The 14,328-nt window shown below is 62.2% G+C and carries 12 protein-coding genes; 9 read left to right on the top strand and 3 right to left on the bottom strand.

Translation table 11 applies throughout. From position 1 onward, the window contains the following. Positions 1–361 precede the first annotated feature (361 nt). The 3 genes from J2D77_RS11030 to J2D77_RS11040 form a co-directional block, all read right to left on the bottom strand. Positions 362–1,906: a class I adenylate-forming enzyme family protein gene (locus J2D77_RS11030; protein WP_207846336.1), complete on the bottom strand. Its 1,545-nt coding sequence runs from the start codon at positions 1,904–1,906 to the stop codon at positions 362–364. A gap of 82 nt (positions 1,907–1,988) precedes the next feature. Continuing rightward, positions 1,989–2,405, bottom strand: coding sequence for a PaaI family thioesterase (locus J2D77_RS11035; protein ID WP_207846337.1), 417 nt, complete (start codon positions 2,403–2,405; stop codon positions 1,989–1,991). Further along, positions 2,402–3,415 carry a quinone oxidoreductase family protein gene (locus J2D77_RS11040; protein WP_207846338.1) on the bottom strand — a complete coding sequence of 338 codons (1,014 nt, stop codon included), beginning with the start codon at positions 3,413–3,415 and terminating at the stop codon, positions 2,402–2,404. The genes J2D77_RS11035 and J2D77_RS11040 overlap by 4 nt, the downstream gene beginning before the upstream one ends. 195 nt (positions 3,416–3,610) lie before the next feature. Between J2D77_RS11040 and J2D77_RS11045 the strand changes: the two genes are divergently transcribed. The 9 genes from J2D77_RS11045 (at position 3,611) to J2D77_RS11085 (ending at position 14,246) form a co-directional block, all read left to right on the top strand. Continuing rightward, entirely contained in the window at positions 3,611–4,339 is a 729-nt protein-coding gene (locus tag J2D77_RS11045) for a GntR family transcriptional regulator (protein ID WP_207846339.1), read from the top strand. Between the two features lie 175 nt (positions 4,340–4,514). Continuing rightward, complete coding sequence (locus J2D77_RS11050) at positions 4,515–5,408, top strand: LysR family transcriptional regulator (protein WP_207846340.1); 894 nt, start codon at positions 4,515–4,517, stop codon at positions 5,406–5,408. A 102-nt stretch (positions 5,409–5,510) separates the two neighbouring features. Beyond that, entirely contained in the window at positions 5,511–8,792 is a 3,282-nt protein-coding gene (locus tag J2D77_RS11055; RefSeq protein ID WP_207846341.1) for an ABC transporter permease subunit, read from the top strand. Further along, positions 8,789–9,556, top strand: a complete 768-nt coding sequence (locus tag J2D77_RS11060; protein ID WP_207846342.1) for an ABC transporter ATP-binding protein — start codon at positions 8,789–8,791, stop codon at positions 9,554–9,556. The genes J2D77_RS11055 and J2D77_RS11060 overlap by 4 nt, the downstream gene beginning before the upstream one ends. Then, positions 9,553–10,290, top strand: a complete 738-nt coding sequence (locus tag J2D77_RS11065; protein ID WP_230975728.1) for an ABC transporter ATP-binding protein — start codon at positions 9,553–9,555, stop codon at positions 10,288–10,290. Before J2D77_RS11060 ends, J2D77_RS11065 begins: the two co-directional genes overlap by 4 nt. Then, complete coding sequence (locus J2D77_RS11070) at positions 10,287–11,255, top strand: arginase family protein (RefSeq protein ID WP_207846343.1); 969 nt, start codon at positions 10,287–10,289, stop codon at positions 11,253–11,255. Before J2D77_RS11065 ends, J2D77_RS11070 begins: the two co-directional genes overlap by 4 nt. Beyond that, on the top strand, positions 11,252–12,397 hold the full coding sequence (locus J2D77_RS11075) for an aromatic ring-hydroxylating oxygenase subunit alpha (RefSeq protein WP_207846344.1): 1,146 nt from the start codon (positions 11,252–11,254) through the stop codon (positions 12,395–12,397). Before J2D77_RS11070 ends, J2D77_RS11075 begins: the two co-directional genes overlap by 4 nt. Further along, positions 12,394–13,386: an NAD(P)-dependent oxidoreductase gene (locus tag J2D77_RS11080; protein ID WP_207846345.1), complete on the top strand. Its 993-nt coding sequence runs from the start codon at positions 12,394–12,396 to the stop codon at positions 13,384–13,386. Before J2D77_RS11075 ends, J2D77_RS11080 begins: the two co-directional genes overlap by 4 nt. Further along, the gene (locus J2D77_RS11085; RefSeq protein ID WP_207846346.1) at positions 13,383–14,246 is read left to right on the top strand and encodes an amidohydrolase family protein; all 864 of its coding nucleotides are present in this window, start codon (positions 13,383–13,385) and stop codon (positions 14,244–14,246) included. Before J2D77_RS11080 ends, J2D77_RS11085 begins: the two co-directional genes overlap by 4 nt. Positions 14,247–14,328 lie beyond the last annotated feature (82 nt).

Here is a 14,328-nt window from a genome sequence, read left to right on the forward strand (position 1 = left end):
TGGTGTCTCGTGCATAATTTTTATCGGTCGTAACAGCTTCCGACCCGAGGCCGCTTTTCGACTACGGAACAGGAGGCGAAACCGTCCGCTATGAGGGCGGAAGCGGACATAGTTCTGGATGCATAAGCTTTACGCTTTATGAGGGTAGGGGGCATTTATTCAGTAAGAGGTCATGCGTGTGCCGAAAAAAGTTCATTAAAACAGCCTATTAATCCCGCTTTGCTCTCAACTTGCGGTTGCCGCAAGCTGAGAAGCAATCCTGCCCCCGCAACCAAAATCCACAAACAAAATCAATACCTTAAAAGGCCGCGCAAGCGGCCTTTTGGCGTTCTACACCCACAACTGGAATCATATGGGAAGCTCAAGACCATCCGGCGGAGGTTTCCAGTTCTTTTGCTTGGGCAGTCAGCCGATTGCGATCCACTTTATTGGTTCCGGCCCAGGGGAGTTCCGTGACGAACTTGATCCGGCGTGGATGTTGATATGCTGGCCCGTGTTCGAGGGCATACTGTTTGATTTCAGCAACAGACAGGCTTGCGCCCGGATGCAGGACAAGAAATGCGACGGGAACCTGGCTGCGTTCCTCATCGGGGAGGGGTACGACTGCTGCCTGCTGGATAAGGGGATGGGATTCCAGCATCTTCTCAATATCGCCGGGATAGATATTCTCACCCGAGCAGTTGAACATGTCATCCGCGCGGCCAACGAAGAAAAAGAAACCGTTTTCGTCCCGGCGCACTATATCGCCGCTATTGTACCACCCGTCATGCAGAACCTTGACCGTACGGTCCGGCAGGTTATGATAGCCTTGCATGACTGCGGGATTGCGCATTTCCAGCACGCCATGGTCGGGGCCTGGTCCATCCACCAGCCTGACCTCCGCTGTGGGGAGCGGATAGCCGATGGAAAGATGTGGCGTGGGCAGTCCGTCTGGATGCGGGCCAAATACCGCAGGGCCGGCCTCTGTCGTGCCATATCCAAACGTGATCGCGACGTTGGGGAATGTTTCCTGTATTCGTTGCAGCAGGCCGCGCGTCATGGGGGCTGAGGCAAGCGTCATCCGGTGAATGGAAGACAAGTCGCTTGCGGCCAATAAATCCGCTTCTTTTATGACGCGCGCGAGCATTGTCGGAACGGCGCTGACCCAGGTTATGCGGTAGCGGGCGAGGGCGTCGATATAGGCTCGCGCGTCGAAACCTGCCTGCAAGACAACCAGACCATGGGTTGCGAACGTCACCTTGGCAACGAACAGTCCGTTCATGTGGAACAAGGGCTGGGCCAGCAACACACGTTCGGGCTGGTTGCGCCCGGCGTTGCTCAACATGTCCAGCGCCCAGAGCTGGCCTGTATGGCTAAGCCGTACACCCTTGGGCCGTCCTGTGGAGCCGGAAGTGTAGAGCATCTGCCCCGTTTCTTCCGGTGTTGGTACGACCGGATCAAATTCCGCGGGTTGGATAGACGCCATCCAGCCTTCGGGCCCGGTATCGTCGAAATCGACGCTCGGAATTGCTGGGGGTACCAGGGTGCAGTGCGGATCGTCGGTGAACGCCAGCACCACGCCTGCATCGCTGAGGACGTAATCGATTGCCTCCCCCGCCAGCTTTATATTGACCGGAACCACCACCATCCCGGCACGCAGAATGCCGAAATAGGCGATCAGGAATTCTGCCCGGTTCATGGACAGGATTGCGACCGGGTCACCACGTCGCAATCCTCGGTTTACCAGATACTGTGCGACACCATTGGTCAGGCCATCCAATTCGGCGTAGGTGTACGAACGGGGGTGGGAGCCGGCACCCAGATCGATGATTGCAAGTGCTTCAGCATCGCGGGCAGGGTCTGCAATATCCCCGAGATTCCGCCACGTTTGTTGGGATTGCGGTATGGTATCGATCGTTCGGTTCATGGACTGATACTCCCGATGGTCTGGATAATTGTTGATTTGTCGCAAGGCGCGCACGCCGGAAGGGTGATCCGCCCGCAGGATGTCAGGTGCCCATGGCGTAGCTGCCCCGACCAATGGCAACGAGCCTGTCCTGTTCGTCGAACACGTCGACATCCGCGATGCCGACGCTACGTCCCTGCCGCCTGACCCGCGCTACGGCTATGAGAGCCGTATCGATGGCGGGTCGCAGGTAATCGACGCGGAAATTGATCGTCGGCAGCGCGCGGCCGACCAGCATGCCAAGCGCGAAGTCCCCCGCGGTGTCGATCACTGCGGCGATTGGACCACCGTGCCACTGCCCGGTGCCCGCCATGCGCGCGAATTCGGCACGCATGGGACACCGCAGGATTACCTCTCCCTTTTCGAGATCGCAGGACATGACCTGCATGCCGGCAAAATGGATAAAAGGGGACGCATCGAGGATCTCCTGGATATTCGCGGCCGAAAGAGGTTCGGTCATGGCGTGACCACCACCTTGCCAATGACCTTGCGGTCTTCAAGCTGCGCCAGCGCCTGAATGCCCTCGTCCAGCGTATAGGTCCGGTCGATCACGGCCTTCAGCTTGCCGCTACCCACGAGTGCGAGCAGGGTATCGATGTCTTCGCGTTCCCATGCGTTCGAGCCGCGAATCTGCAATTCGAACGTCCAGATGTAACGCAGGTCATCTTCCACCGCGAAGCCGGCCGTGGCGCCGCAGGTAAGCTGCCGCCCACCCAGACGCAGGGTGCGCAATGATTTCTTCCAGGTATCGCCGCCGGTGAAGTTCACCACGACATCAACACCCCCACCTGCCACGCCGCGCATGCGTGCCGCCTTGCCGTGTCGTTCCTGGACGGCTTTGACGATATCGGTCTCTGTATAAAGGATGATTTCATCAGCCCCCAGGGCGCGCAGCCGCTCGCCTTTCTCCGGGGTGCCTGCACATGCGATGACATGACAGCCTGCAAGTTTTGCAAGCTGCACGCAGCAGATCCCGACACCGCCACTGGCACCGAGGATCAGCACCTTCTCCCCCGCCTTGACCTGCCCGATCGTGTACATCATGCGCAATGCGGTGCCATAGGCCACCGGCAATGCCGCGGCCTGTTCGAAAGAGATATTCTCGGGCAGGCGAATGAGCTGGTGCGCCTTGGCACGGCAGAGTTCCGCCATGCCGCCATGCTGGGTTTCGCCCATCAATCCGCCCTCGACCCGGTTGATCGGGTCAACCAGGACGCGATCGCCCACCGCCCAGCCCGTGACACCGTCGCCAATCGCTACCAGTTCGCCGGCGACATCCAGCCCCATGATGCAGGGCATCGGCAGTTTGATCCCGGGCATGCCGCGACGGGTGAAGATGTCATGATAGTTCAACGATGTCGCGCGGACACGAAGGACGACTTCGCCTTCGCCGGGGGTGGGATCCGGAAAATCTCTTTCCAGATGCAGTTTTTCCATTCCGCCATGCTCATGCAACACCAAGGCTTTCATCAAACATCCTCGTCTTCTTGAAAATTCATTCAGGAGTGCGCGTCGCAGCCCGTATGTATCCTATATGACCAATGTAGGGTGCTTACAAGGCGGATATGGAAACATTAGATGGTGAATGTGTGGTTGCCAGGGGGCTGGCGTGTATCCGCATGTCTGCTTGCGGGCAGGGCATTTATCCGCTAAATTGAAAGACCTATGGACAATCATAAAATCATGCCCGAACTCGTCCGGTTGCCGACCACGCAGGGGGAACGCCAAAGCGACAAGGTTTTCGATATCCTGCAAAAAGCGATTACGCGATGCGAATTGCCGCCCGGAGAAATCGTTTCTGAACCGCAGTTGGAACAGAACTACGGATTTGGGCGTGTTCCGCTGCGGCTTGCAATGGACCGGCTTGTGCAACTGGGCCTGGTCAAGCCGTTGCACCGGCGTGGATACGAGGTAGCCCCCATCACGCTGAGCGATGTCCGCCATACGTTTGAACTGCGCCTGATGGTGGAACCCCCGACAACACGCATGGCTACGGGAAAAGTCGATATCGCGGCGCTGCGGGCATTGGGGCCGGAAGAGACCGAGCTTGCAACCCCCACGGACCCGGCGACGCAGGAGCGCGTGATCGAGCGGAACCGCAACTTTCATCTGCTGATCGCGGAAGCCGCAGGCAACCCGAAGGTCGTGACCCTGCTCGGTCATGTGCTGAGCGATATCGACAGGGTTTATTATTTCGGCCTGTTGACCGATTCACGCTTTCTGGACATGCGCGACGATCATTGCAAGCTGATCGAGGCTCTGGCAGCGAACGATGGCGCGAAGGCGGAAAAGATCAGCCGCAAGCACATTGAAACCGGATATGCGATTGTAGTTGACGCCATTGTCAATAGTTCGAGCCTGAGCCGTACCACGGTTCAGGTCATGCGCTCGTAGGACGCCCGACCGGGCGGAAGGCTTGTGCATAATCTGCTTGGTGCTGCCGCGCCTACCCGAATGTCCGCTTTCCGCACGCATTGCCCAAGGACTTGGCAAGGCCTGAACTTGCTGCCAGTTTTTCCACACCTCTCGGGCAATGGGGGGCCGGGCACTTCTTCCTGATCGGTGGGCAATGGATACGAGACATCTCGAAGCGTTCCGGGCGGTATATGAAAACGGCTCGATGAGTGCCGCGGCCGCCGTGCTTCGTAAATCGCAGCCTGCAATCAGCAATCTCATCGCCCGGCTGGAGGATGAAATCGGCGTCAAGCTGTTTCGGCGCACGCGCAGCCGGCTTGAACCCACACCGGAAGCGGCAACGTTCTTTGCCGTCATTACCCGCACGCTCGATGCGATGGAAACGGTTATCTCGGTCTCAAGCAACCTCAAGGGGCTTTCTTCCGCGACCTTGCAGATCGCCAGCCCGCCGGGCCTTGCGACCTATGTGCTTCCTCCCGTCATTGCCGAGGTACTGACGGCCCATAGCGGTGCCACGGCGCGTTTCATTACCCGCTCATCCTACGCTGTGCGCGATCTCGGCCTTATCGGCGCTTTTGACGTGGGGTTCGCAGAACTGCCGATCGATATTCATGTGGCGTCGCTGGAAGTGTTCGAACTGACCTGCCTGTGCGTGATGCGTGCGGACCATCCCCTCGCGCGCGAGACAATGATAACGCCGCAAAAGCTGGATTCGGCGCCCTTCATCACCCTGTTTCCCGAACACATCACCCATGTGGCCATGGCCGAAGCCTTCTTTGCGGCGAAGGCGCGCTGGAACGTCATTGCGGAGGCCGAATTCTTCGGAACGGCCTGTACACTGGTCCAGCAGCTTGGTGCCGTAACCGTGGTCGATCCGCTTACGGCACGGTCGTTCGCGCCTGCGGGGCTGGTCGCTATTCCGTTCGAGCCGAAAATTCCATACCGGTTTGGCATGTTCCAGCCCAATGCGCGGCCCCCATCCCGGATAGGGCTGGATTTCATGGCGCGTTTCCGCGTTGCGATGGAGCGTGTGAACGCGGGTCTATAACCCAGAGTTATAGAGTTGCCCATAATTCCTGTTTGACCAATCTCTGTCTCGGGGCCGTAATGAACCACGTGCTTCAGCGACGGTGGGCAGGCAGGATAGTCGATGTCGATATTCACAAAAACGACCGAAGGGATCGGCATCGTCCTGCTCTGGATCGCCCTTGTGCTGGCCCCCGTCAGGGCTGTGGCGAAGGACACGATCACGATCGGTTTTACCGCCGCACTGTCCGGGGATTCCGCGGCCTTCGGGCTGAATATCCGCAAAGGTCTCGAACTCGCCGTCGAAGACCTGAACCGCAGGGGCGATCATACCTACAGGCTGGTTTCGATGGACGATCGGGGCGAGGCGCGTGAAGGGGCGCTGATCGCCCAGCGCTTCTGCTCGGACCCGACGGTCGATGTGGTGATGGGCTATTCCTCCGCCTCGATAGCCCTTGCCGCGGCACCCATTCTCGATGGCTGCAAGCTGCCGGTCATTGCCTCTGCGGCGACCAGCCCCGCACTTTCGAATATCAGCCCATATTTCCACCGCAACGTGCTGACAGACACGGTGCAGGGCGGGATGATGGGGCAGTATGCCGCCAGGACACTCGGGCTTTCGCGCATCTATGTGCTGAACCAGCAGGACGATTACGGGATCGGTGTTGCGCGCGCCTTCTCCGATGGTGCGCAAAAGGCTGGCGCACAGGTGCTGGGCACGGAATCCTACCTTGTCGGCACAAGAGATTTCCGCACGATGCTGACCCGCGTGCGCATGGCCCGGCCGGATGCGATCTTTATCGGCGGTTACTATACCGAGGCCGCGGGGATCGCCAGGCAGGCCCGCGCGCTCGGCATTCAGGCGCGCTTTCTCTCGACCGACGGCGCGCTCAATACCGAGTTGATGAAGCTTGGCCATGGCGCGGTGGAAGGCATGGTCCTTTATGGCATGTTCGACCCATCCGCCGCCGCGCCCGAGACGGCGCAGTTCGTGCGCGCCTATCGCGCCGCCCATGGTGAGGATCCGGGCGCGTGGTCGGCCCTGGGCTACGATGCCGGCAAGACGCTGGAGGCCGCCGTACGGCTTGCCGCGCAGAATGGGCAGGTGACGCGCGAAAGCCTGAACGCGGCCTTCGCCCAGGTGAAAGCGGTGCCCGGTGCAACCGGCCCGACAACCTTCCAGCCCAGCGGCGACAGGGACGGGGTGCTGCATTTCTTTGCCGTAGACCACGGGCGTTTTGTCTCGCTGGCGGGTGGGGTGGCGCCGCTGGCTCAGCCCCAAGGCGCGTATCCGGCAAAACAGGGTGCGGGGCCGGTGGGTGATACGATCGCCTATTTCGGCCAGCTTCTTGCCAATGCTGTCGTGCTGGGGGCGATCTATGCGCTGACCGCCGTTGCGTTCACGCTGGTTTATGGCGTGGTACGGCTGGTAAATTTCGCGTTCGGCGAGTTGTTCATGCTCGGCGCCTTCGTGACGGTCTCGCTCATGCTGTCCAGGATTCAACTGGTCGGCTTCACGCTGCCCATGCCGGCCCTGCCATTCCTGCTGGCGGCCCTGCTCGCCGTTCCCGTGACGGCGGCCCTTGGCGTGGCGGTCGAGCGCATTGCCTATCGCCCGTTGCGCCGTGCACCGCGTCTGGCGCCACTCATCACCTCCATCGCCGTTTCGATCCTGCTGCAAAGCCTTGCGCAGACCGTGTGGGGCGCGGAGGAACTGCGTTTCCCCGATTTTGCGCTCTCGTCCCTGCCGCCGCTTGTGCTGTTCGGCACCATCTATTTCAGCGTCATGGATCTTGTGGTCATCGGGGCTGCGGTGGCGGCCATGCTGATGCTTGCCCTGTTCATCTCCCGCTCCCGGCTGGGCCGGGCCATGCGCGCCACGGCCGAAGACCAGACGGCGGCACAGCTTGTGGGGATTCCCGTTGACCGGGTGATCGCGGCCGCCTTTGCCATCGGTTCCGGCTTTGCCGCACTTTCGGGCCTGCTCTATGCCCAGACTTATGGTTTCGCCCATTTCAGCATGGGGTTCGCGCCGGGGCTGAAGGCGCTTATTGCCGCGGTCCTGGGTGGTATTGGTTCCTTGCCGGGGGCGGCCCTGGGTGGGCTGGTGCTGGCCGTTGCCGAAACGATCGCAGGCGGCGTGCTGCCCGATGGTGCCGCCTGGAAGGATGCGGTCGGTTTTGTGCTGCTGGTCCTGCTGCTGCTTTTTCGCCCGCAGGGGCTGCTTGGCCGGCGCGAGATGAACACCGCCGGGCGCGGAAGCCTGCTGGACGGAACGGGGGTGGCATTCGGGCCGGTGGCGCGCAGAATCTTCGCCCGGGTCGATGCCGGCATGGCCCGGATCGGCCACAACCCGCGCGGCCTGGCATTGGGCGCCCTGGCCGTTGCTGTCTTGCTGGGGCTGGGCCTGTCTTCGGATTACTGGCTGACCTGCCTGACCATGATCGTGCTTTACGGAACACTGGCCAGCGGGCTGAACCTGATCGTCGGCTTTGCCGGCCTGCTCGATCTCGGTTTTGTGGCATTCTGGGCGGTGGGTTCGTATTTCACCGCCATCCTTTTCGTCTCCGTCCTGGAACATGCGATGGGTGCGGCCCCGAGGCAGATCTGGTGGCTCTTCTATCTCGACCTGCCATTGGGCGGCCTGCTTGCGGCGGGGCTTGCCGTGCTACTGGGCACGCCCACGCTGCGCCTGCGGGGCGATTATCTTGCCATCATGACACTGGGCTTCGGTGAGCTTGTGCGGATCGTGGCCACGAACTGGATCGGGCTGACGAACGGTCCGATGGGTATTCGCGGCATTCCTGCGCCCGCTTTGTTCGGCATGCCGCTTGCTTCCGCCCGGGCGCAGTTCCTGGCGGCCCTGGTCCTGGCGATTATGGTCGTCTTCGTGCTGACACGGCTGGTGCGTTCGTATATCGGCCGCGCCTGGGTCGCCATTCGCGAAGATGAAGACGCCGCCGCGGGCATGGGCATACCCGTGGCGCGCTACAAGCTGTACGCCTATGCCACCAGCGGCTTCATCGGCGGGATCACGGGTGTCTTTTACGCCCATACCCAGCATTACATCAGCCCGCTGAACTTCGACCTGTTCGAGAACATCCTGCTGCTGATGCTGATCGTGCTTGGCGGGATCGGCACCTTTGCCGGGCCTTTCGTGGGCTCCGTGATCTGGTTCCTTTTTCTCCAGTTCAGCCTGGGCATTCCCTTCGTCCAGAACCATCCGGAAACGCGGTTCGCGCTGCTGGGCGTGGTCCTGATCCTGCTGGTGCTGTTCCGCCCGCAGGGCCTGGCTGCGGGGCTGCGGGTGGCACTGATCCTGCCCGGGCTTGGCAGGGAACGGCCCGCATCCGCCGCACCGCTTGCCACGCCCGCTACCGCAGCCAGCACGGAGACAGGCGCATGAGCGCGATCCTGCATGCATGCGGGCTGAAGGTCCGTTTCGGTGGGCTGGAGGCAATCGGCGGGGTGGATCTGTGCGTGCGGGCTGGGGCCATCCACGGGCTGATCGGCCCAAATGGTGCGGGCAAGACGACGCTGCTCAATGCGCTGAGCGGCTTTGTGCGCCTTGCCGCGGGCCAGTTGCGGTTCAACGGACATGAGATCGCGGGCAGGCGGCCGGATGCGATTGCAGCACTCGGCCTGTCCCGCACCTTCCAGAACATCCGCCTTTTCGGCGCCATGACGGTGCTGGAAAGCCTGCTGGTGGGCGCGCATCGCCAGTTCGACATGGGGGCAGGGGCCATTGTGCTGGGTTCGGCCCGCTCGAAAGTGGCGGAGCGGGCCATGATCGGGCGTGCCCATATGCTGCTCGACTTCGTGGGGCTTGGCGCGGATACGGCGGCACGCGTGGCCACCACGCTGTCCTACGGCCAGCAGAGGCGGGTGGAAATCGCACGGGCCCTGATGTCCTCCCCCCAACTGGTGCTGCTCGATGAACCGCTGGCGGGGATGAACGCGCTTGAAAAACAGGAGATCGCAACCCTTGTGCGCAGTGTCCGGGCGCAGGGAACAACATTGCTGCTGATTGAGCATGACATGCAGATCGTGCGCGACCTGTGCGACCACCTGACCGTGCTGGACCACGGAAAGCGCCTTGCCGATGGCCCCCCGCGTGACGTGCTGGCCGATCCGGCCGTGCAGGCCGCCTATCTGGGGCGTGGCCGATGACCGTGCTGCACGACAGTACCGCACCGCTGCTCGACGTGCGCGGGTTGAGCGTATCCTACGGCCCTATCCGGGCTGTGCACGGTATCGATTTCACGGTCGAGCGTGGAACGGTCGTCTCACTCGTCGGGGGTAACGGGGCTGGCAAGTCCACGACGCTGATGGCGATTTCGGGCATCCTGCCCATGGACACAGGCACCGTCCGGTTCGGGGGCGAGGATATTACCAGCCTGCGGCCGGAACTGCGCGTGCGGCGCGGGATCGCGCATGTGCCCGAAGGCCGCCGCGTCTTTGCGGGCATGAGCGTGCGCGAAAACCTGGTCCTTGGTGCCTACTGCCGCCATGACCGGGCGGAGATCGCCAGCGATCTGGATCGGCTGACTGCGCTTTTTCCCGTTCTGGGCAGGCGCATGAACCAGATGGCGGGCACGCTTTCGGGTGGCCAGCAGCAGATGGTCGCCATCGCGCGGGGGCTGATGTCGCGGCCTTCGCTTCTGATCATGGACGAACCGACGATGGGGCTTGCGCCCCAGATGATCGATCTCGTTCTCGACACGGTCAGCGATATCCGTGCGCAGGGCATTACCGTGCTGCTTGTCGAACAGAACGCGGTGGAGGCGCTGCGCCTGTCCGACCGTGTCTACGTGATGCGGCTGGGGCGCATCGTCCATTGCGGTGCGGGTGCGGATATCGATTCCGACCAGTTGAAAGCCTTTTACATGGGAGTTGATGCATGACGGACTCTAATTATTCCGCCCAGCCTGCCGCGCAGGCGCGCATGCGCCAGGGCACGTTCCTTGGGGTGCCGCCTGCAACGCGGGCGACGACCGGGCAGATCGCGATCATGGGCCTGCCTTTCGATTGCGGGACGCATGCCACGCGCATCGGCTCGCGCCAGGGCCCGGCAGCGTTCCGCGCCATGTCCAGCGAGGTGCGCCCGCTCTATCCCCCACTGGCGGATGCCGACCCGCGCGAGGGCCGGCGCGTGGTCGATCTGGGCGACGTGGATGTGGTTGCTTCCGATATCGGCCCGTCCATGGCGGCGATGGAAGCAGCAGTAGCAGAGGTGGTGAACGCCGATGCCGTGCCGCTTTGCGTGGGTGGGGATGGCACCGTCACGTTGCCGGTCCTGCGGGCGCTGGCCAGGCGTTATCCCGACCTTACGCTTATCCATATCGACGCGCATACGGATTCCTATCCGGGTGAGAGCCTGAACACGTCCACCACCTTTACCCTTGCTGCGCTGGAAGGGCTGGTCGATACGAAGCATTCCTTCCATATCGGCGCACGCGGCACGATGTCGGTTGCCGGGGCCTATGACCATACGCGCTCGCTGGGCTTTCGGATGATCACGGGGGATGAAGTGCGCAAGCGCGGGGCAGAGGCCATAGCCGCCGAGATCTGCCAGACGATCGGCGCGCGCCCGGTGCATCTGTCCTTCGACATGGATTATTTCGATCCTTCCGCAGCACCGGGTGTGGCCACACCGACCTGGGGCGGCCCACCCGTGGCGGAGGTGTTCGACCTGCTGCACGGCCTGAACGGCCTGGATTTCGTGGGGGTCGATATCAACACGCTCAGCCCGCCGCACGATACGCAGGGCATGGCGGCGATGCTCGCGGGCCATGTCGCGGTGATCGCCATGCATCTTGTCCAGCTTGGCCAGGCAGCACACCACCCTAACGGAGGGCCCCGCCTGTGAACACCGTGCCGTTCGAGCCGAAACCCTATCACTGGAGCGGGCCGCCGCCGGGTGAGGCGATGAGCGCGCCGCCGCGCTTTTACACCGATCCTGCGATTTTCGAGGCCGAAAAGACGCATATCCATCTCAAGACCTGGTTCTTCGCGGGCCGTGTGGATGAAATTCCCGCAGCGGGGGACTACAAGAGTATCGAGACGGTCGGTGGCCCGGTGCTGCTGGTGCGCGACGAAAAGGGCGTGCCGCGCGCTTTCGCCAATGTCTGCCGCCATCGCTCTTCCACCCTGCTCGATGGATGTGGCCACGCGCGTAGCATCCTGTGCCCCTATCACGCCTGGAGCTACCGGCTGGATGGCGCGCTCATGGGGGCGCCGGGCATGAACGACGCGCCGAATTTCGAAAAGTCGAAATTCGGCCTGACCCCGATCCGCCTGGAAGTCTGGGACGGCGCGATCTTCCTGAACTACGATACCGCCGCCCCGGACCTGCGCAGCTATCTGGGCAATATGCCGGACCTGCTGGGCAGCCACCGCATGGGCGATATGGTCAAGGTATGGGATATCCAGATCGAAATCGGGGCCAACTGGAAGCTCGTGCTCGAAAACGCGATGGAAACCTACCATACCGGCATGGTGCATAGTGAAACGATCGGCGCCCAGCGTTCCATAAGCTTTCCCACGCAGGGCGAATGGCACTGCATACAGGTCCTGTCCGACCGGTCCATTGCGGTGCTGGGCGATACAGAGGCTTTCCCCATGATCGAGGGGCTTTCGGAACAGGCAGGCAAGGGGGCGTTTTTCACGGTTATCGAGCCCACGACACAGTTCGCCTTCGCGCAGGACTGCATGTGGTGGCTGGCTGTGCGACCGCTCGCGGTCGATCGGTCCCTGCTTTCGATCGGCGGCGCCTTTCCGCGGCATTTTCTGGACCTGCCGGATTTCGAACGCCGGGCCGCACCCTATTTCAGCCGGTGGGAAGCCGTGGCGAAGGAGGATGTGGGTATTCTTGAAAAACAGCAGGCCGGGCTGTCTTCCGCCCTGGCGCGCCCAGGGCCCCTCTGCTGGCGTGACGACAAGGTCCTGGCCCTGAACCAGTGGATCAGAAGTCGCCTGCCGTCCGATATTCTTGATGAGGTTATAGCATGATGCGTGTTCTTCTTACCCATAACCGGGACCTGCTCAAGCATTTCTACGGCGAACGTGCCGTGCGTGCCCTCAAGGCGCTCCCGATCGAGCTGGTCATGAACGACAGCGACGAACCCCTGACGGGTGATGCGCTGGTCAAGGCGGCGGAAGGCTGCCAGGTCGTTATTTCCGACCGTCTGGCGGCGGGCCCGCGCGCGGTGATGGAGCAGTTGAAGGATGTAAAGCTGTTCACGCGCTGCGCCGTGGACATGCGCAACATCGATGTGGATGCGGCATCGGATGCGGGCATCCTGGTCTGTAACTGCGGCTCTGGCTATGCGGACGCGGTGGCTGAACATGCCCTGGCCCTCATGCTCGATCTGGCCCGGAACATCACCCATGATGCGGAGCGCTATCACGCGGGGCAGGCCACCCATCCGATGGTGTTCGGTCGCCAGCTTGCCGGGGCCCATGTGGGCGTGATCGGCTATGGGTCGATCGGTCGGCGTATCGTCGAACTGGCGCTGGCCTTCAAGATGAAGGTCTCGGTATATGACCCCTACGCCCGGATCGACAACGGCGCCATAAACCCGGTCGGGCTGGACGAGGTACTGGGAACGCCCGATTTCGTTGTCTGCGCCGCCTATGCCACGCCCCAGACCAATCGGATGATGAATGCCGAAGCATTCGCGAAAATGCGCGCGGATGCCTTTTTCATCAACATATCGCGCGGTATTCTGGTCGATGAGGATGCGCTGGAACATGCCCTGACCAACGGGATTATCGCCGGGGCGGGGCTTGACGTGGGGGATGGCCCGGACCAGCAGCCTTCCCTGCGTCTGGCGCGGCTGCCCAATGTTGTGGCAACCCCGCATTCAGCCGCGCTGATGATCGAGCCGTCGGAGTTCCAGGCCATGGAAACGGTCGAACAGGTCAAGGCGATGCTGGCTGGCAAGCTGCCCATCCATGCGAAAAATCCGCACCGGGTGCGGGGGCTGTTCGAAGCATGAACGGGCTGATCCCTGCGCGCAAACCCGCGTTCCGACCGCCTGCCGGGGCATGTGACTGCCATATGCATATCTACGGGCCGACGGATATCTATCCGCCCGCGCCGGGCTCGCCTTTTCCGCCGGTCAAGGGTGGGGACATCGCCACTTATCTGGAGTTGCGCAAGGTCCTGGGGCTGACCCGTGCGGTGGTGGTCCAGCCATCCGTCTACGGGTTCGACAACAGCGCCACGCTGGATGCCATGGCGGTGATGGGGGACGATGCGCGCGGTGTTGCCGTTGTCCCGCCGGATGTGAGCGATGCCGAACTCGAACGCCTGACGGGGCTGGGCATCCGTGGCATCCGGTTTTTCATGATCGGCGGCGGCGTGCTGGGCTGGGACGACCTGGAACGCCTGGCCGCCCGGACCGCAGCATTCGGATGGCATGTGCAGATGCAGATGGACGGCCGCCACCTGCATGAGGAAGAGGCGCGCCTGGCCGCACTGCCGGGCTCGCTCGTCATTGACCATAACGGCAAGTTCCTTGAACCTGTCAGCCCCGATCATGAAGGGTTCTGCGCGCTCAGGCGGTTGATCGATCGGGGGCGCACCTGGGTGAAGACCTCCGGTGTTTATGAAACATCGCGCGTCGGCGCACCCGATTACGCCGATGTCGCGGTCCTTGCGCGCACGCTGATCGAAACCGTGCCCGATCGCTGCCTGTTCGCAACGAACTGGCCGCACCCTTCCAAACCGAACGCGCTTCCCGACGATGCCCGGTTGCTGGATCTTTTCGCGGGCTGGTGCGGGGATGAAAAGACCGCCGCGACAATCATGGTCGATAACCCGGCCACGGTCTACGGTTTCGCACCATTGCCCTGACCGAGCGTCTTTTTGTGGAACCGCGTGCAAGCCTTCCGGGCGTCATGCCGGTTCCGCAAAGGAATTTGCACGGCATATTGCA

Origin of the sequence: Acetobacter garciniae (assembly GCF_017377735.1) — a bacterium.
Lineage (GTDB): Bacteria > Pseudomonadota > Alphaproteobacteria > Acetobacterales > Acetobacteraceae > Acetobacter > Acetobacter garciniae.